The sequence below is a fragment of the Janthinobacterium sp. SUN206 genome (genome assembly GCF_030587305.1).
GTDB classification, from domain to species: domain Bacteria; phylum Pseudomonadota; class Gammaproteobacteria; order Burkholderiales; family Burkholderiaceae_D; genus Janthinobacterium; species Janthinobacterium kumbetense.
This window is the reverse complement of record NZ_JAPWIB010000001.1, coordinates 330137-347807: the sequence shown is the minus strand read 5'-3', so window position 1 is coordinate 347807 and position 17671 is coordinate 330137. Positions and strand designations below refer to the sequence as shown.

The following is a 17671-nucleotide window of genomic DNA, read 5'->3' as shown; positions in this document are numbered from 1 at the left end:
AAGGACTAGCCGCCGGCGCAGGCTACTTGCCCTGGCGGTGTTCGACCGCGTACACGGCCGCCTGCACGCGGCTGGTGAGGTTGAGTTTTTTCAGCACGTTCTGCACGTGGATCTTGACCGTGCTTTCAGCCAGGTCCAGCGTGCGGGCGATGCCCTTGTTGCTCTCGCCGCGCGACAGGCAGTCGATGATTTCCTTTTCGCGCGGCGTGAGCTTGTCGAGTTCCGACACGGGCTCCTCGCGCCGCGTGCCCGCCTGCAGCTGCGCCACCAGCTTGCCCGTCATGGCTTCGGCGATGACGACTTCGCCGGCGGCGGCGCGGCGGATGGCGCGCACCAGGTAATCGGCGTCGATATTCTTGATCAGGTAGCCGCAGGCGCCCGCGCGCAGGGCCGTCGCCAGGTCTTCCGCATCTTCGGACACGGTCAGCATGACGATGGCCGTGTCCGGGCAATCGTGCTGCATCAGCTGCAGCGCTTCCACGCCGGACATGCCGGCCATGTTCAGGTCCAGCAGCACCACGTCGGGCTGCAACTGGATGGCGCGCTTGATGCCTTCCACGCCATCGGCCGCCTCGCCCACGACGGAAAAGTCCGTATGCCGCTGCAGCAGCGAGCGTATGCCGCTGCGGAACAGCGCGTGGTCGTCCACCAGCATGACGGTGATCGGTTTATCGGGTGTCTCCATTTTTTTGTACTTTCAGGTGGTTACTTAGGCGGCGCGGCGCTGTTCGCGCGACAAATGCAGTTCGACGGTGGTGCCGCCGCCAGGACAGGCGTGCACGTCGAACGTGGCGTCGATGCGCTGCGCGCGCTCGCGCATGATATGGATGCCGACATGGCTGTCGCCCTTTTCCAGCACGGCGCAAGCGTCGAAGCCGACGCCATTGTCGCTGATCGTCAAGGTAAAGTCCTGGTGGTCGGCGAGGCGCACCTCGACGTGGCTGGCCTGGGCGTGCTTGCGGATGTTCGACAGCGCTTCCTGCACGATGAATAATAACTGCAATTGCTGCTCGCGGGGGAATGGCGCGCCGTCGACATCGGCCAGCAGCTCGGCGTCGATGCCCGTCTGGCGGCGGAATTTGTCCACCGCGGCGCGCAGGGAGCCGATCAGGTCATCTTCCATCAGGCGGCTGCGGAAATTGGCCAGCAGTTCGCGCACGTCTTCATAGCTTTCCTTCACGCCCGCATGCAGGGCCGGCACGATGCCCGCCACCTCGTCGAAACGGGCGTTGCGCACGGAGTCGTCGAGCATCTGCACTTGCAGGTTGAGGAAATTGAGGCTTTGCGCGATGCTGTCGTGCAGCCCCTGCGCCACCAGGTTGCGCTCTTCGGAAATGGCCATTTCGCGTTCGCGCGCAGCCAGGCGCAGGTTTTCCAGCGCGATGCCCAGCAACTGGCCCAGCGTTTCCAGCAAGGCCAGCTCGCGCGCGGAAAACACGCGCGCATGGCGGAAATGCAGGTTGAAAAAGCCCAGGTGCTGTTCATGCGCGTAGATGTGGAAAACGGAGACGGTGGCAAAGCCCTCGCGGTGGCAGCGCAGCTCGTGCGCCTTGTCGATACGGCGCATGTCGTGCACCTTCGCCACCTTCATCTCGACGGCCGTGCCACACAGGCAGTCGCCCACCTTCAGGCAATGCTCGGACGCCACCAGTTCTTCGGACAGGCCGTGGTGCACCACCATGTGCAGGTTGCCCCGCTCGGCGTCGAGCACGCGCACGGTGGAGCCGTCGGCCTCGAAATAGTCGACGATGCGCTGCATGAAACCGCCGCAGATGTCTTCCAGCGGCTGCGGGCGCTGCAGGAAGGCGGCGCTTTCGTACAGCAGCGCCAGTTCGCGGTTGCGGTATTCCAGCGTGGCCGTCTTGCTGCGCACGCCCTCTTCCAGGTTGCCGTACAGCGCCTGCAGGCGGTCGGCCATCTGGTTGAAGCCACTGGCCAGCTGGCCGAATTCGTCATTGCTCTCGACGGCCAGGCGCACGCTGAAATCGCGTTCCTTCATGCGCTGCATGCCCAGCCGCAGGCGCGTGACCGGTTCGATGATCAGCATGAACATCAGGTAAATCATGCTCACCGTGCCGATGACGGCCATGCCGACCAGGATCAGTTGCGAGGCGCGCAGCCAGAAGGTGCGCTGTTCGCTATCGTGTTCGATCAGGCGCACCAACTGGTCGACCTGGCCCACGAAGGTGTCGGCGTCATGCTCGAACTGGCGCGCGCGCGCGCTGGAATCGGCGGCCAGGGCGGCCGGACGCAGGGCGCCGCGCCAGGCGGTGCCGATGCGCTCGAATTCGGATTTGATGGCGCTGCTGGGCGGCAGGAACAAGGGACGCTGCGGGTCGCCATGGCCGATCTTGGCCAGGGTCTCGTCGATCAGCAGCACTTGCTGGCGCGCCTGCTCGCCCGCGTCGCTGGCAAGCAAAAGGGTCAGGCGGTAAGTCTGCATGCGCAGCCGGCCCGTCTCGTTGATGGCGGCCGAACTGCCTTCGAGCTGCCACGACAGGAACAGGGTGCAGCCGATGGCACTCAGGGCCAGCACCAGCATGAGCAGCAGCGCGCCGACGATCTTGGTCGACAGCTTCTGCCAGGAGGAAAACATCGCTTTAAATTTCATACACCCTTTACTTGGCACCGCACCGTTCAGCCTCCGGTTTGGGCCATAAAACGGATAATCTTGTCCGGCTGCGTGTTGAAATCGTGCTGCTGCGGCTTGAGTTCGATGGCGGCGCGGATCGCCGCTTCGATCTCCGCATCCGTGGCCCCGCCGCGCAGCATGGGGCCAAAGGCGAATTTTTCTTCCTGGCCCAGGCACAAATACAGGGTACCATCGACGGACAGGCGCACGCGGTTGCAGGTGGCGCAAAAGTGCTGCGACATGGGCGTGATGAAACCGATGCTCGAGCGCCCGTCGGGGGTCGCCATATAGCGCGCCGGCCCGCCACCGAGCTCCATCGCCTGCGGCACCAGGCCAAAGCGGGCCGCCAGGCGCTCGCGCACGGGACCGAGCGGCATGTAGCGGGCATTGCGGCCCGTGCTGCCCATCGGCATGGCTTCGATCAGGCGCAGAATGAACTGCTGCTCGATGCAGAAGGCCGCCATGGCCTCGATCTGGCTGTCATTGACGCCGCGCATGGCCACCATATTGATCTTGATCGGGTCGAAACCGGCCCCCTTGCCCGCCATCAGGCCATCGAGAATCGGCTGCAGGCTGTCGCGCCCCGTGATCTGCTGCATGCAGGCGCGGTCCAGGGAGTCCAGGCTGACGTTGATGCGGTCCACGCCAGCCGCGCGCAGGGCCACGGCGTGCTTGCCCAGCTGGGTGGCATTCGTCGACAGCGACAAGTCCTGCAAGCCGGGCAGCGCGGACAGCCGCTGCGCCAGTTCCGGCAGATTGCGCCGCAACAGGGGCTCGCCGCCCGTCAGGCGCACGCGGCGCGTGCCGAGGCGCACGAAAATACCCAGCAGGCGCTCGATCTCGTCGAACGTCAGCCAGTCCTTCGGCTCTTCGAAACCGCGAAAGCCCTTGGGCATGCAATAACTGCAGCGCAAATCGCAGCGGTCGGTGACGGACAGCCGCACATAATCGATCGAACGGCCAAAACGGTCCTGCAACTTGACGCTACCCATGACGCTACTCCTGTTTCTTCCTTGATTGTAAAGGCTGGGGCACGATCTGGCTGTGCCCCAGAAGGCCTAGCGGCCTACGCCTTCCGGTCTATTGCACTAACGGACTGGCTGTGCCTTCCAGCTCGATGCCGGCGATCTCCGCGCGCCCCACCAGCAAGTGCAGATACTGGTGCACGGCGCGCTGCCACGCGGCACGCGACAGGCGGTCGGCGATCTGCGCCTGCACCGCCTCGTAGGCGATGGCCTGGCCTTCGACCCGGCGCAGCACCTGCACGATGTGGTAGCCGAAGCGCGTTTCCAGCAAATGGCCAGCCAGCGCGCCCTCTTCCAGGCGGAAAAGCAGCGCGTCGAACTCCGGCACGCTCTGGCCCGGCGACAGCTGGCCCAGGTTGCCGCCCAGGGCGCCCGAGGGGCAGTTCGAATACTGCGCCGCCAGTTCGCCGAAGCGCTCGGGCGCCAGCTTCAGGGCGTCGAGCACGGCTTGCGCCGTGGCCCGCAGCAGTTCCAAAGGCGCCTCCGGCGTCACCTGGAACAGGATGTGGCGCGCCTCGACCAGCGCGCCGCTGCTAAACAGCTGCGGACGCTGCGCATAAAAGGTGCGGCAAGCCGCATCGTCGGCGGGCGGCACGCGCACTTCCTGCGCGAACAGCGCTTCGATGCGGTCGTCCAGGCTACCGCCCTGCACGCCGAGGCGTTCGGCCTCGTCTTGCAGCAGCCGGCGCAGCACCAGTTCATGCACGGCCTGTTTCAGCGGATTGCCGGCGCCGTCGTGATGCGGCAATTCCTGCGCGATGTCGGCATCGTCGATATCGATGCCATTGACGGAGATTCCCATGATGTAGCTCCTTTCTTAACGGCGGCGCACCAACTGATAGGCGCGGCCAAGATAGCCGATGGCGCCAAAGCCGCTCCACACGTGCACCAGGCGGGTGAACGGGAAGATGACGAACAACGACATGCCCATGAACAGGTGCAGCTTGAACACCAGCGGCGCATCGACGATGAAGCTGGCCGCGTCGCCGCGGAAAGTCACGATGTGCTGCGCCCAGTTCATCAGCAAGACCATCATGTGGCCATCCATGTGCGAAGCCGAGACGAAGATCGACGACAGGCCCAGCAGCAAGGTCAGCAGGATCCACACCATCACCAGCTTGTCGCCGACCGTGGTGACGGCGCGCAGCCGTGCATTGCCGAAGCGGCGCGCCAGCAGGATCAGGATGCCGGCCAGGCACAGGCCGCCCATCACGCCGCCGGCCGCCATGGCCACGCCCTGCTTCAGGCTATGCGACACGCCCAGCGTGTCCCACACCCAGACGGGGGTGAGCAAGCCGGCCGCATGGCCGAACAGCAGGCCGATGATGCCGATGTGGAACAGAATATTGCCCAGGCGCAGGCTGCCGCGGTGCAGCAACTGGCTGGAATCGGACTTCCACGTGTATTGCTCGCGGTCGAAACGGATCAGGCTACCCAGGAAAAAGATGGCCAGCACGATGTATGGATAAATGCCATACACAAATTGATGCAAATAATTACTCATGATGTACTCTCCTCATGCGGGCGCAGGCGGCCAATTAAGCGGCGCGCCGCGGCTGCGGGTGAAAATGCACGGGATGGACGCCGCCCGCGACCTGGCCTTGACCCTGGCGCAGCAACGGCTCGACGCCGTCCGCACCGGGACCGAAGGTTTCCAGCGCTTCATCCATGTCGCGCACCGGCGGTTCAGCCAGCATTTCGGCCGCCACGGGGCTCAGGCGTTCTAGCAAGGTGAAGACGGGCGCATACGGGCTGCCGTTGGCCGTCAGCTTGCGGCCGATGTGCGCCAGCACGTGGACGGCGTCGCCCAGCAGCGGCGCCGAAGCCGCCTCGTCGAGCTGTGCCAGGAACTCCAGGAACAGGGGCACGAAGTCGGGCAAGTCGTCGCCCACCATTTGCAGGCCGTGGCGCTTGTATTCCTCCATCAGGTCGACCATGGCCTGGCCCCGGTCGCGTGATTCGCCGTGGATATGCTCGAACAGGTGCAGCGAGTGCGACGGATTGCGGTCGAACGTGGCCACGTACTGCTGCTGCAGGTCGATCAGGCTGCTGCTTTCCAGGTGCGCCAGCAAGGGCCGCAGCAGCGCGTGCTGTTCCGGCACGGCCGCCAGCGCGGCATCGAGCTGCGGCAGGTGTTCGATCAGCTCGGGCTCGGGATACAGCAGCAGGCGAGAAAGGACTTGGTAGTGATGCATAGCGTGTTCCATATGAACTCCTTAAGCGCCGGGCGCCGTTTTGCGCGACTTCGGCATCTGCATGAAGATGGCCGAACCGTGTTTTTTCTTGCCGAACAAGGTAGGCTCGCTGACTCCGTCCGAGCAGCCGTTGCCGAAGCTGAAACCGCACGAACCCTTCTCGTTGAAGCTGTCCTCGGCCATTTCCTTGTGGCTGCTGGGGATGACGAAGCGGTCTTCGTAATTGGCGATGGCCATGATGTGGTACATGTCCTCCACCTGCGCCTTGGTCAAGCCCACCTGCTTCAATACCGTGAGGTTTTCCACCTTCTCGACGGTCTTGCTGCGCATGTAGGCACGCATGGCCAGCATGCGGTCCAGCGCCGAGACGATGGGCGGCTGGTCGCCGGCCGTCAGCAGATTGGCCAGGTACTGCACGGGAATGCGCAGGCTTTGCGTATCCGGCAGCATGCCGTTCACGCCCAGCTTGCCCGATTCGGCAGCCGCCTGGATCGGCGACAGCGGCGGCACGTACCACACCATCGGCAAGGTGCGGTATTCCGGATGCAGCGGGAACGCCACTTTCCACTCGACGGCCATCTTGTAGACGGGCGACTTGACGGCCGCTTCCAGCCAAAGATCCGGGATGCCCTGGCGGCGCGCCTCGGCGATGATGGCCGGGTCGTGCGGATCGAGGAACAGATCGAGCTGCGCCTGGTACAAGTCCTGCTCCTGCGGCACGGAGGCGGCAGCCTCGATCTTGTCGGCGTCATACAGCAGCACGCCCAGGTAGCGGATGCGGCCCACGCACGTTTCCGAGCACACGGTCGGCTGGCCAGCTTCGATGCGGGGGAAGCAGAACGTGCACTTCTCCGCCTTGCCGGACGACCAGTTGTAGTAAATCTTCTTGTACGGGCAACCGGAGATGCACATGCGCCAGCCGCGGCACTTGTCCTGGTCGATCAGCACGATGCCGTCGTCTTCGCGCTTGTACACGGAGCCGGACGGGCAAGACGCCACGCACGTCGGGTTCAGGCAATGCTCGCACAGGCGCGGCAAGTACATCATGAAGGTGTTTTCGAACGTGCCGTACATCTCCTTCTGCATGTTGTCGAACAGTTTATCTTTACTGCGCTGGGCGAATTCCCCGCCCAGGTCATCCTCCCAATTCGGACCCCACTCGATTTTCTCCATCTTTTTCCCCGTCAGCACGGAGATGGGACGGGCCGTCGGCGGCGTCTGCGACAGCGGCGCGCTTTGCAGGTGCTCGTAGTCGTAGGTGAACGGCTCGTAGTACTCGTCGATGGCGGGCAGGTTCGGGTTGGCGAAGATATTCGCCAGGATTTTCAGACGGCTGCCCTGGCGCGGCTCGATCTTGCCCGCGTCCGTGCGGCGCCAGCCGCCATTCCACTTGTCCTGGTTTTCCCACTGCTTCGGATAGCCGATGCCTGGCTTGGTTTCCACGTTGTTGAACCATGCGTACTCGACGCCGTCACGGCTGGTCCACACGTTCTTGCAGGTGACGGAACAAGTGTGGCAGCCAATGCACTTGTCCAGGTTCAGCACCATGCCGATTTGCGCTCTGATTTTCATACTATGCTCCTTCTTCCTGCAACGGGCCTTCGAGCCAGTCGACCTTGTTCATCTTGCGCACCAATACGAATTCATCGCGGTTGGAGCCCACCGTGCCGTAGTAATTGAAACCGTACGCCAGTTGTGCGTAGCCGCCGATCATGTGCGTCGGTTTGGGCACGGCGCGCGTCACCGAGTTATGGATGCCGCCCCGCTTGCCCGTCATCTCCGCGCCAGGCACGTTGATGATCTTTTCCTGGGCGTGGTACATCATCGTCATGCCGGCCGGGATGCGCTGGCTGACGATGGCACGCGCCGTCAGGCTGCCATTCACGTTGAACACTTCGATCCAGTCGTTATCGACGATGCCTGCCGTCTGCGCATCGGTTTCCGACAGCCACACGTGCGGTCCGCCGCGCGACAGGGTCAGCATGCGCAGGTTGTCCGAATACGTGGAGTGGATGCCCCACTTCTGGTGCGGTGTCAGGAAGTTCAGCGCCAGTTCCTTGTTGCCGTTCGGCTTGGTGCCCAGCAGCGCTTCCGTCGTCTTCGTGTTGATGGCCGGCTTGTACACGCACAGCCCCTCGCCGAAATCGCGCATCCACAGGTGATCCTGGTAAAACTGCTGGCGGCCCGTCAGGGTGCGCCATGGGATCAGTTCATGCACGTTGGTATAGCCGGCCGTGTAGCTGACTTCTTCGCTTTCCAGGCCCGACCAGGTGGGCGAGGAAATGATCTTGCGCGGCTGCGCCTGCACATCGCGGAAGCGGATGCTGTCATGCTCGCGCGGCAGCGCCAGGTGGGTGTGCTCGCGTCCCGTGATGGCGGACAGCGCGGCCCAGGCTTTCACGGCCACGTGGCCATTCGTTTCCGGCGCCAGCGACAGAATCATTTCGGCCGCATCGATGGCCGTATCGAGGCGCGGCTGGCCCTTCGACACGCCCTCGTCGAGCACCGTGCGGTTCACGCCGCGCAGTACCTCCACTTCATGCCCCGTTTTCCAGGAAATGCCCTTGCCGCCGTTGCCGATGGTTTCCAGCAGCGGGCCGATCGAGGTGAATTTCTTGTAGACGTCGCGGTAATTGCGCTCGACCACCGTCATGTTCGGCATGGTCTTGCCGGGAATGGCGTCGCATTCGCCCGCGCGCCAATCCTTGGGATCGAATGGCTGGCCCAGTTCGCCCGGGGTGTCGTGCATCAGCGGCGTCAAAATGATGTCTTGCTGGGTGCCCAGCAGCTCGCCGCCGATTTCCGAGAATTTCTCGGCGATGCCCTTGTAGATTTCCCAGTCCGATTTCGATTGCCACAAGGGTTGCACGGCTTCCGACAAGGGGTGAATGAACGGATGCATGTCCGACGTGTTCAAGTCGTCCTTTTCATACCAGGTGGCCGTCGGCAGCACCACGTCGCCGTACAGACACGTGGTCGACATACGGAAGTCCAGCACCACCAGCAGATCGAGCTTGCCTTCGGCGGCCGGGCGCACTTTCACCTGCTTCGGCGTGAGGCAGTCGTCTTCGTCGCTGAGCAAGCCATTCTGCGTACCAAGCAGGTATTTCAGGAAGTACTCGTGACCCTTGCCCGAGCTGCCGAGGATGTTCGAACGCCAGACGAACATATTGCGCGGGAAGTTGGCCGGGTTGTCCGGGTCGTCGCACGAGAACTGCAACTGGCCTGCCTTGATCTGGTCGAGCGCATACGCGGCCGGCGCCTGCCCCGCCGCCTTCGCGGCCTTGGCCACTTCCAGCGGATTGGTTTGCAGCTGCGGCGCCGATGGCAGCCAGCCCATGCGTTCGGCCTTGGCGTTGTAGTCGAGCAGGGTCAGGTCGCCCGTGCCGCCGGCCGCCGATGGCGAGGCGATGTCGCCCGTTTCCAGCTTTTCATGGCGCCATTGGCTCGTGTGGGCATAGAAGAACGAGGTGCCGTTCATCTGGCGCATTGGGCGTACCCAGTCCTGGGCAAAGGCCAAAGGCGTCCAGCCCGTTTGCGGACGCAGTTTTTCCTGGCCCACGTAATGGGCCCAGCCGCCGCCCGACTGGCCGATACAGCCGCACATCATCAGCATGTTGATGATGCCGCGATAGGTCATGTCCATGTGGTACCAGTGATTCAGGCCGGCGCCCACGATGACCATGCTCTTGCCGCGCGTCTGGTCCGCGTTTTCCGCGAACTGGCGTGCCACGGTGATGACGTCGGCGCGCTTCACGCCAGTGTGCTTTTCCTGCCATGCGGGGGTGTACGGCACGTCGTCGTCATAGCTTTCGGCCACGTTTTCGCCGCCCAGGCCACGGTCGATGCCGTAGTTGGCCAGGGTCAGGTCAAACACGGTGGTCACCAGGCCCGTGCTGCCGTCGGCCAGGCGGATGGTTTTCACCGGCACCTTGCGCAGCAGCATGTCGGACGCATCCTTGCCGCCGAAGTAGGCAAAGCCCACTTCCGTGACGGCGTCGCTGTCGTTGATCATGGAGAGCATTGGCACGATGGGCGCGCCGCTGCCGCCCGCCTTCTGTTCCAGGTTCCACTTGCCCGACTCACCCCAGCGGAAGCCGATGGAGCCGGCCGGCGCGGTGATCGCACCCGTGGTTTCATCGATGACGAGGGTTTTCCATTCCGGATTGTTGGTTTCGTCGAGGTTGTTGTCCAGGTGCGAAGCGCGCAGGAAGTAGTCGGGCACCAGGGTGCCGTTATGCTCCTTGAGCAGGACCAGCATCGGGAAGTCCGTGTACTGGCGCGCATAGTCGCGGAAGTAGGCGCTCTGCCCTTCCGAGTGGAATTCCTTGAGGATGACGTGGCCCATGGCCAGCGCCAGCGCGGCATCCGTGCCCTGCTTGGGCGCCAGCCAGATGTCGCCGAACTTCACCATTTCGCCGTAATCGGGCGAGATGGCCACGGTTTTCGTGCCCTTGTAGCGCACTTCCGTGTAGAAGTGGGCGTCCGGCGTGCGCGTCATCGGCACGTTCGAGCCCCACACCATCAGATAGGTCGAGTTATACCAGTCGGCCGATTCCGGCACGTCCGTCTGTTCGCCCCACACTTGCGGGCTGGCCGGCGGCAAGTCGCAGTACCAGTCATAGAAGCTCAGGGCCACGCCGCCGATCAGCGACAGGTAGCGCGTGCCGGAGGCATAGCTGACCATGGACATGGCGGGAATCGGCGAAAAACCGACGACGCGGTCCGGGCCGTATTTCTTGATCGTCAGCGCATTCGCGGCGGCGATGATTTCATTCGATTCGTCCCACGTGGCGCGCACGAAGCCGCCCAGGCCGCGGATGGACTTGTACTGCTGCGAGCGCACGGGGTCCTGGCTGATCCAGTCCCAGGCCGTGACAGGGTCCATGGTCTTGCGCGCTTCGCGCCACATTTCCATCAGGCGGCCGCGCACCATCGGGTATTTCACGCGCTGCGCCGAATACACGTACCAGGAATAGCTGGCGCCGCGCGGACAGCCGCGCGGTTCGTGGTTGGGCAGGTCGGGCCGCGTGCGCGGGTAATCGGTTTGCTGGGTTTCCCAGGTGATCAGGCCATTCTTGACATACACCTTCCAGCTGCACGAGCCGGTACAGTTCACGCCATGCGTGGAGCGCACGATCTTGTCGTGCTGCCAGCGCTGGCGGTAGGCGTTTTCCCAGGTACGGTCTTCATCGACCACGGTGCCATGGCCGTTTGAAAACGGCTCGGCGGGCTTGCTAAAAAATTTCAGGCGGTCCAGAAAGTGACTCATGCTACCTCCACATTGCGCCGCAGACAGCGGCGCCAGGTCTTAAAAAACGCTGCAAGCAGGATGGCTCAAGCGTCGATACAAACAGTCTATCGATGCGCCGTGCCCGGCGGTATTGGCAAGAAGTCGGTTTCCGGCACCAGGAATGCATAGATGGGTAGTCACTATTGCCTATGGGCGGCAAGGCGGCGCTGCGGTATACCTGTCGTCATCGTTCAACACAGAGAAAGAGCACCATGTCGATTACCGATTACGCCAGCCTGCTGCGCAGCGCCCGCAACCAGGAACAGCCGCAACGCCTGCTGTTCACCTTTACCCAGGCGCAGGCCCAGCCTGGCGGCCAGGGCAAGTCCCTCACGCCCGTGATGTGCGCCGACAAGCTGCCCGAGGAACTGGACAGCTTCGAAACATTGAAGGAGGAGTCGAAACAGATGCAGACGCACTGGGACGTGGTCTTCGTGGCGGGACTGGCGGGCCAGGACGGCCAGCCGCCGGCGGCGCAGGAATGCGAGGCGCCCCTGCGCGCCATGGTGACGGCCATCGAGCAAGGCCGCATCGACAGCCTGCTGGCGTTTGACCGCAGCGGGGATTTGTTACGTTTTAGCTGAATCCGGCCAAGGGCGCTCGTGAAGGTGGCGCGCCCTTTCGATGGGACAGACCAGCGGCAAAAACTGCTGCTGGCGCGCCGAATACGCCATCAGCGCCCCGCTGTCGATATCGAAATACCATCCATGCAATTTCAATAATCCCTGCTCCACCCTGCGCTTCAGCCATGGATAGGTGAGCAGGTTGTCCAGCGACTGCAGGATGCTGGCCAGTTCGCACGCATGGTGCTGTTCCGCCGACGAGCGGTGCGCCAGCTCGCGCCGCACTCGCTGCGCCACCGGTTCGGCAATGCGCATCCACTGTCCCACGAAGTCCGTTTCCTGGCCTTCCGCGCGCGGCTGCGGTTCCAGCAGCGCGCGGATGCCGCCGCAGCGCGCATGCCCGAGCACGATGACCCTGGCCACTTCGAGCTTGCAGACGGCAAACTCGATGGCCGAACTGACGCCGGGCGGCGCGTCGGGCGTGCACGGCGGCACCAGGTTGGCGATATTGCGCACGACGAACATGTCGCCCGGATCGCTGCCCGTCAGCAGCATGGGATCGACCCGCGAATCGCAGCAGCCGATCAGCAGGGTCGAAGGCCGCTGCCCGTCGCGCAGGCTGTCGTACAAGGTTTGCGGCTCGCTGAAATACTGCTGCTGAAACAGGCTGAAGCCGTTGACGAATTTTTCCAGTTCTTCCATGACTACCTCTTACTGAATACAACGCCCGGCAAGCAGGACTTGCCAGGCATTCTGACGCTAACTAGCAAGGCATCGGCGCGTTTTTACGGGCATAGCACCACCAGGTGATCGCGATGCAGCTGACATAAAAGCCGATGAAGCACCACAGGGCCGCGTCGGGGCTGCCCGTCAGCGAAATCGAGGTGCCATAGCTTTTCGGGATGAAGAAGGCGCCATACGCGGCCACGGCCGAGGTGAAGCCCAGGACGGCAGCGCCTTCCTTGTTGGCGTCGACGATGGCTTGCTCCTGCTCCGCCTTGCCCTTGCCGGCGGCCGCGCGCTGGTGTTCCGTCAAGAAGATCACGGGGATCATGCGGAAGGTCGACGCATTGCCGATACCGGTGCCGGCGAACAGCAGCATGAACATCCAGAAGAAACCGGTGAAGCTTCCACCCACGCCGGCTTGCGGCATGAAGTACAGCACGCCCAGCACGGCGCCGATCATCAACAGGAACGACCATAACGTGACGCGGGCGCCGCCTAATTTATCGGAAATCACGCCACCGGCCACGCGCGCCAGCGCACCGACCAGGGGGCCGAGGAAGGCGTAATCGAGCGGGTTCACGTCGGGGAACTGGATCTTGATCAGCAGCGGAAACGCGGCCGAATAACCGATGAAGGAGCCGAAGGTACCCGTGTACAGCCAGCACATGAGCCAATTGTGCTTGCGCTTGAAGATCACGGCCTGTTCCGAAAACGAAGCCTTCGCCGACGCCAGGTCATTCATGCCGAACCAGGCCAGCAAGGTGGAGAGCGCAATGAACGGCACCCAGATGAAGCCCGCGTTTTGCAGCCACATGTCCTTGCTCACGCCATTCTTGACCCAGGTGAGCGAATCGCCGCCCCAGGCGCCGAAGACGGCGAAGGTGATCACCAGCGGCACGACGAACTGCACCACCGACACGCCCAGGTTGCCCAGGCCCGCATTCATGCCCAGCGCGAAGCCCTTGCTCGCCTTCGGGTAGAAAAAGCTGATGTTGGCCATCGACGAGGCGAAATTGCCGCCGCCGAAGCCGCACAGCAGGGCCAGGATCAGCATGGTCGGATAGCCCGTGTTCACGTCCTGCACGGCCAGGCCGATGCCGATGGCGGGAATCAGCAGGGACCCGGTGGAAATGGCCGTCCAGCGGCGCCCGCCGAAGATCGGCACCATGAACGAATAAAAGATGCGCAAGGTGGCGCCGGACAGGCCCGGCAAGGCCGTCAGCCAGAACAGCTGGTTGTTACTGTAGGTGAAGCCGATGTTGGGCAGGTTGACCACCACCACGCTCCACACCATCCACACGGCGAACGCCAGCAGCAGCGCGGGAATCGAGATCCACAGATTGCGCGCGGCCGTGGCCTTGCCTGTCGATTGCCAGAAACTGGGAGTCTCAGGCTCCCAGGTGTTAATCATATAGCGGCTCATGCTTTTGCTCCTGCAGGTTGAGGGATAGGTGCCGCGCGCAGCGGCTTGAACGAGAAATACATCCAGACGAGGGAAACGCAGACGGTGCCGTACAAGAGCATGAAGGAGCTCGAACGCACGCCGGTGAAGTCCACCAGGGCACCGAACATCACGGGCAGGATGAAGCCACCGAGACCGCCGGCCAGGCCGACCACGCCCGAGACGGCGCCGATGTTGTCGGAAAAATCATCGCCGATGAACTTGAAGACGGACGCCTTGCCCACGGCCATGGCGATGCCGACGATGAACAGCAGCACGGTGAACCACAGCGGCGACAGGCCGATATGGAAGGCCAGCGGCCCGGTGACGGTTTCCACCACCATCTGGGTTTGCGGATATGACAGCAGGAAGAAGCACACCCAGCACACCCACATCACGGCCCAGGTGACTTTCGCCGCACCGTATTTGTCGGAAATCCAGCCGCCCACGGCGCGCAGCACGCCGCCCGGCAGCGAGAAGCAGGCGGCCAGCAGCGCCGCGTGCTTCAGGTCGAAGCCGTATTCGGCCACGTAGTACTTGGTCATCCACAGGGCCAGCGCCACATAGCCGCCGAACACCACCGAGTAATACTGGCAGTAGCGCCACACGCGGGGATCCTTCAGCACCTTCATCTGCGCCGAAAAGCTCTCGCCCGACGGCGCCAGATGCGATTTGTCCGAGTACGAAAACAGCCAGAAGATGATGGCAGTGGCCAGCATGGTGACCGCATACACCTTGGGCAGCATTTGCCAGCCGAAAGCGGCGACGATGCCGGGCGCGACGAACTTGGTCAGCGCGGAACCGGAGTTGCCGGCGCCGAAGATGCCCATCGCCAGGCCGCGGCGCTCCTTTTCATACCAGCGCGCCACGTAGGGCGTGCCGACGGAAAACGAACCGCCCGCCAGGCCCACGAACATACCCAGCACGAGGAAATGCCAGTAGGCGGTGGCGTAGGAGATCAGGTAGATCGGCACCACGCTGGCCAGCATCAGCCAGAAGAAGACGCGGCGTCCGCCGTATTTGTCCGTCCAGATGCCCAGGGGCACGCGCACGAGAGAACCCGTCAGCACGGGCATGGCGGCCAGCAGGCCGAATTGTGTTTCAGTTAAGCCCAGGCTGGTCTTGATGGGAATGCCCAGTACGGCAAACATCATCCAGACTGCAAAGCAGATGGTAAATGCGAAGGTGCTGCTGACCAACACGGAAAACTGCTTGCGCCGCATGCCGGGTTCGACTGCCTTGTTACTACTGTTGTTCTTAGTGCCATCTAGGGTAGCCACGATGTTTCTCCATGAATGCACTGGCCGTCTGGCCAGCCGTCCCGACCAGCTTACGTGGCAGAGGGGAAAGGCACTATCGGTCACAGGGTGATTCTGGAAAGGCAATCTGGATAGCCGTATCGGCAAAAGTGACTAGACAGGGAGGCGCCGCACTAGGCTGAACGGCAGGCCAGGCTCGTGCGGACCGTCGCCCTGCCCAGCCTGGAAAAGCAGGCCCGCGGGCAGTCCAATTCCCGCCACGCCTTGATCTGCATCAAGAACATGAAATTGCCTGGCGAAACCGCCTTGCCGCATCACCGCTCTATCCTATTCGCCTCCCGCCGCCTGCATTCCCCAGTAGCGGCAAGAGCTTCACCAAGAGGAGTTACCATGAAGATATTCTTTTTCACTATCCTGTTGCTACTTTTACAGGCGCTCCCGGCATCGCCACGCGCCAGCGGAAGGCTGCCCGCGCTGGCCGCCAGCCAGTCGCAAACTTCCGTTTCCGGCCTTTCCGCAGGCGCATTCATGGCTGTGCAATACCAGGTCGCCTATTCGGGATCGGTGATCGGCGCGGGCATCGTCGCCGGGGGGCCGTATTACTGTGCCACCGGCATGGCCACACGTACCGCACTGTGCATGGGCTGGATGAGTCCTCTTGAACCGTGGCCGCAGCGAATGCTGCTCGCGGCCGAATATTTCGCCACCATGGGCCTGATCGACCCGCTCGACAACTTGAGGCACGAGCGGATCTACATATTCAGCGGCCTGAATGACAAAGTCGTGGTACCGCCCCTGGTCGACGCTACGGCCGTTTTTTTCAGGGATGCCGGCGTTCCCGCCGAAAATATGCTGTACATCAAGAATGTTCCTGCTGGACATGCCATGATATCGCCATCGTATGGCGGCGACTGCGCCACGAATGGGGACCAGTACATCAACCACTGCGAGGTCGACGGCGCGGCATATGACCAGCCTGGCGCGATACTCAAGCACATCTATGGCGACTTGAATCCGCCGGTGCGCAAGCGCACGGACAAGGCGAAAAGCTTCAATCAGCGCGAATTTTCCATGGGCTGGACCAGCCTGGATGCCGATGCCCATGTGTATATCCCCGCCATCTGCCTGCGCGAGCCCGGCTGCCGTATCCATGTGGCATTTCATGGTTGCGAGCAGACCCAGGCGGATGTGGCCGATGCCTTTTATGAAAAAACCGGCTATAACGATTGGGCTGACAGTAATAAAATCATCATCCTGTATCCGCAGCTGCGGCGTGTCGGCATCCTCAACCCCCTCGGATGCTGGGACTGGATCGGCTATACGGGGCAGAACTACGCGTTCCGCTCGGGAGCGCAGATTTCCGCCGTGCATGCGATGCTGACGCGGCTGATGTCCGCCCCGGACTGAGCGCGGATGATTGCCGCCCGCTTCTTCGTCCGGGCGGCAAGGCGCAAACCCGTCGGCGCCTCATGCGATTTACCGGCGTGTTTGCCGGCGTGGCGAGAAAGACGCATGATGATGGCAGCGGCCTGCATGACCGCGCATGCCCGCTGGGCGATATCGACAAGGGAAAACCCGACTGGAAAGGAGCATTCATTGATGTATTACGCAGGAAACAGCGCCGCACAGGGTGACGAGAGCACCGTGCTGGTCCGCACTGCAAGACCCGAAGAGATCGACGCCATGCTCGCCTGTGATGCGTACGCGCAGGCGCACGCCAGCCGGGGCGATGCCGTACGCGCCGCCGTCGGCCAGGGCCACTGCCTGGTGGCTATGCACGCGGGCCAGGTGGCCGGCTATGTCCTCACGCACGACGACTTCTTCGGCTACGGCTTCGTCTCGCTGGTGGTGGTCGCCCCCGGGCAGCAGCGGCGCGGCGTGGGGCGGCGCCTGCTGACGGCGGCCGAAAGTGCCTGCCATACGGCCAAGCTGTTCACCTCGACGAACGAGAGCAACCTGGCTGCGCAACGGCTGTTCGCCAGCGCCGGCTTCGTGCGCAGCGGCCAGATTGACCATCTCGACGAGGGAGACCCGGAGCTGGTGTACGTGAAATGGTGCCGCTGATCGATCGCGCCTCATCCCGACGACGTATGGCGCGGCGCGGCAAAGGCGGCTATGCTGGCGCCATCGTCAATCAACACCGACAACATCACGCATGGATTATCTGAGCCTCAAGCATTTCCACATGGGTTGCGCCGCCGCCAGCGGCTTTCTTTTCCTCTTGCGCGGCGCGTGGATGCTGCGCGCCTCGCCCGCCTTGCAGCAGCGCTGGGTGAAGATATTGCCGCACCTGGTCGACACGGCCCTGCTGGCCAGCGCCATCACCCTGGCCGTGTGGAGCGGCCAGTCGCCGGGCAGCCAGCCGTGGCTGGCCGCCAAGCTGTGCGCGCTGGTGGCTTACATCGTGCTGGGCACCTTCGCCCTGAAACGTGGCAAGACGCCTGCCGTGCGCGGCACCGCCTTCGCGCTTGCCATGCTGGTATTCGCCTACATCATCGCCGTGGCCGTGACCAAACAGGCCTGGCCACTCTGATACA

15 protein-coding genes are annotated in these 17671 nt (G+C 63.1%); 4 read left to right on the top strand and 11 right to left on the bottom strand.

Annotated elements, in window-relative coordinates; genetic code table 11:
• Positions 1-22: 22 nt before the first annotated feature.
• From O3300_RS01420 to O3300_RS01385, 8 genes are all read right to left on the bottom strand, one after another.
• Positions 23-685 carry a response regulator gene (locus O3300_RS01420; RefSeq protein ID WP_034781594.1) on the bottom strand — a complete coding sequence of 221 codons (663 nt, stop codon included), beginning with the start codon at positions 683-685 and terminating at the stop codon, positions 23-25.
• A 24-nt stretch (positions 686-709) separates the two neighbouring features.
• On the bottom strand, positions 710-2611 hold the full coding sequence (locus O3300_RS01415; RefSeq protein ID WP_305051755.1) for a type IV pili methyl-accepting chemotaxis transducer N-terminal domain-containing protein: 1902 nt from the start codon (positions 2609-2611) through the stop codon (positions 710-712).
• A 26-nt stretch (positions 2612-2637) separates the two neighbouring features.
• A complete protein-coding gene (moaA, locus tag O3300_RS01410; protein WP_251348986.1) occupies positions 2638-3624 on the bottom strand; it encodes a GTP 3',8-cyclase MoaA in 987 nt (328 codons plus the stop codon).
• An 88-nt stretch (positions 3625-3712) separates the two neighbouring features.
• Complete coding sequence (locus O3300_RS01405) at positions 3713-4459, bottom strand: peptidylprolyl isomerase (protein WP_305051754.1); 747 nt, start codon at positions 4457-4459, stop codon at positions 3713-3715.
• A gap of 15 nt (positions 4460-4474) precedes the next feature.
• Entirely contained in the window at positions 4475-5161 is a 687-nt protein-coding gene (gene narI / locus O3300_RS01400) for a respiratory nitrate reductase subunit gamma (protein ID WP_305051753.1), read from the bottom strand.
• Positions 5162-5195: 34 nt separating this feature from the next.
• Positions 5196-5864, bottom strand: coding sequence for a nitrate reductase molybdenum cofactor assembly chaperone (gene narJ / locus O3300_RS01395; protein ID WP_305051752.1), 669 nt, complete (start codon positions 5862-5864; stop codon positions 5196-5198).
• Positions 5865-5873: 9 nt separating this feature from the next.
• Positions 5874-7424 (bottom strand): nitrate reductase subunit beta, encoded by a 1551-nt coding sequence (gene narH / locus O3300_RS01390; protein WP_099664219.1) that lies wholly within the window; start codon positions 7422-7424, stop codon positions 5874-5876.
• A gap of 1 nt (position 7425) precedes the next feature.
• The gene (locus O3300_RS01385; protein ID WP_289909647.1) at positions 7426-11124 is read right to left on the bottom strand and encodes a nitrate reductase subunit alpha; all 3699 of its coding nucleotides are present in this window, start codon (positions 11122-11124) and stop codon (positions 7426-7428) included.
• 233 nt (positions 11125-11357) lie between these two features.
• Here O3300_RS01385 and O3300_RS01380 point away from each other — a divergent pair, with 233 nt between their 5' ends.
• Entirely contained in the window at positions 11358-11729 is a 372-nt protein-coding gene (locus tag O3300_RS01380) for a ribonucleotide reductase subunit alpha (RefSeq protein ID WP_099393481.1), read from the top strand.
• On the opposite strand, the gene O3300_RS01375 is transcribed toward O3300_RS01380, so the two are convergent.
• The 3 genes from O3300_RS01375 to O3300_RS01365 all read right to left on the bottom strand — a co-directional run bounded on the left by O3300_RS01375 (position 11715) and on the right by O3300_RS01365 (position 15098).
• Complete coding sequence (locus tag O3300_RS01375) at positions 11715-12410, bottom strand: carbonic anhydrase (protein WP_077403725.1); 696 nt, start codon at positions 12408-12410, stop codon at positions 11715-11717. The two genes, O3300_RS01380 and O3300_RS01375, sit on opposite strands and share 15 nt — an antisense overlap.
• A gap of 61 nt (positions 12411-12471) precedes the next feature.
• Positions 12472-13857, bottom strand: a complete 1386-nt coding sequence (locus tag O3300_RS01370; protein ID WP_305051751.1) for a NarK family nitrate/nitrite MFS transporter — start codon at positions 13855-13857, stop codon at positions 12472-12474.
• Positions 13854-15098: a nitrate/nitrite transporter gene (locus O3300_RS01365; protein ID WP_305053119.1), complete on the bottom strand. Its 1245-nt coding sequence runs from the start codon at positions 15096-15098 to the stop codon at positions 13854-13856. The genes O3300_RS01370 and O3300_RS01365 overlap by 4 nt, the downstream gene beginning before the upstream one ends.
• 426 nt (positions 15099-15524) lie before the next feature.
• Here O3300_RS01365 and O3300_RS01360 point away from each other — a divergent pair, with 426 nt between their 5' ends.
• The 3 genes from O3300_RS01360 (at position 15525) to O3300_RS01350 (ending at position 17667) form a co-directional block, all read left to right on the top strand.
• Positions 15525-16541, top strand: a complete 1017-nt coding sequence (locus O3300_RS01360) for a depolymerase (protein ID WP_305051750.1) — start codon at positions 15525-15527, stop codon at positions 16539-16541.
• Positions 16542-16733: 192 nt separating this feature from the next.
• Positions 16734-17198 carry a GNAT family N-acetyltransferase gene (locus O3300_RS01355; RefSeq protein WP_305051749.1) on the top strand — a complete coding sequence of 155 codons (465 nt, stop codon included), beginning with the start codon at positions 16734-16736 and terminating at the stop codon, positions 17196-17198.
• A 91-nt stretch (positions 17199-17289) separates the two neighbouring features.
• Positions 17290-17667 carry a SirB2 family protein gene (locus tag O3300_RS01350; RefSeq protein ID WP_305051748.1) on the top strand — a complete coding sequence of 126 codons (378 nt, stop codon included), beginning with the start codon at positions 17290-17292 and terminating at the stop codon, positions 17665-17667.
• Positions 17668-17671 lie beyond the last annotated feature (4 nt).

What these genes read in the sequence shown, in the direction of transcription:
- O3300_RS01420 (WP_034781594.1), bottom strand. Translation starts at nt 685, where the DNA reads ATGGAGACACCCGATAAACCGATCACCGTCATGCTGGTGGACGACCAC.
- O3300_RS01415 (WP_305051755.1), bottom strand. Translation starts at nt 2,611, where the DNA reads ATGAAATTTAAAGCGATGTTTTCCTCCTGGCAGAAGCTGTCGACCAAG.
- moaA (WP_251348986.1), bottom strand. Translation starts at nt 3,624, where the DNA reads ATGGGTAGCGTCAAGTTGCAGGACCGTTTTGGCCGTTCGATCGATTAT.
- O3300_RS01405 (WP_305051754.1), bottom strand. Translation starts at nt 4,459, where the DNA reads ATGGGAATCTCCGTCAATGGCATCGATATCGACGATGCCGACATCGCG.
- narI (WP_305051753.1), bottom strand. Translation starts at nt 5,161, where the DNA reads ATGAGTAATTATTTGCATCAATTTGTGTATGGCATTTATCCATACATC.
- narJ (WP_305051752.1), bottom strand. Translation starts at nt 5,864, where the DNA reads ATGGAACACGCTATGCATCACTACCAAGTCCTTTCTCGCCTGCTGCTG.
- narH (WP_099664219.1), bottom strand. Translation starts at nt 7,424, where the DNA reads ATGAAAATCAGAGCGCAAATCGGCATGGTGCTGAACCTGGACAAGTGC.
- O3300_RS01385 (WP_289909647.1), bottom strand. Translation starts at nt 11,124, where the DNA reads ATGAGTCACTTTCTGGACCGCCTGAAATTTTTTAGCAAGCCCGCCGAG.
- O3300_RS01380 (WP_099393481.1), top strand. Translation starts at nt 11,358, where the DNA reads ATGTCGATTACCGATTACGCCAGCCTGCTGCGCAGCGCCCGCAACCAG.
- O3300_RS01375 (WP_077403725.1), bottom strand. Translation starts at nt 12,410, where the DNA reads ATGGAAGAACTGGAAAAATTCGTCAACGGCTTCAGCCTGTTTCAGCAG.
- O3300_RS01370 (WP_305051751.1), bottom strand. Translation starts at nt 13,857, where the DNA reads ATGAGCCGCTATATGATTAACACCTGGGAGCCTGAGACTCCCAGTTTC.
- O3300_RS01365 (WP_305053119.1), bottom strand. Translation starts at nt 15,098, where the DNA reads ATGCGGCGCAAGCAGTTTTCCGTGTTGGTCAGCAGCACCTTCGCATTT.
- O3300_RS01360 (WP_305051750.1), top strand. Translation starts at nt 15,525, where the DNA reads ATGAAGATATTCTTTTTCACTATCCTGTTGCTACTTTTACAGGCGCTC.
- O3300_RS01355 (WP_305051749.1), top strand. Translation starts at nt 16,734, where the DNA reads ATGTATTACGCAGGAAACAGCGCCGCACAGGGTGACGAGAGCACCGTG.
- O3300_RS01350 (WP_305051748.1), top strand. Translation starts at nt 17,290, where the DNA reads ATGGATTATCTGAGCCTCAAGCATTTCCACATGGGTTGCGCCGCCGCC.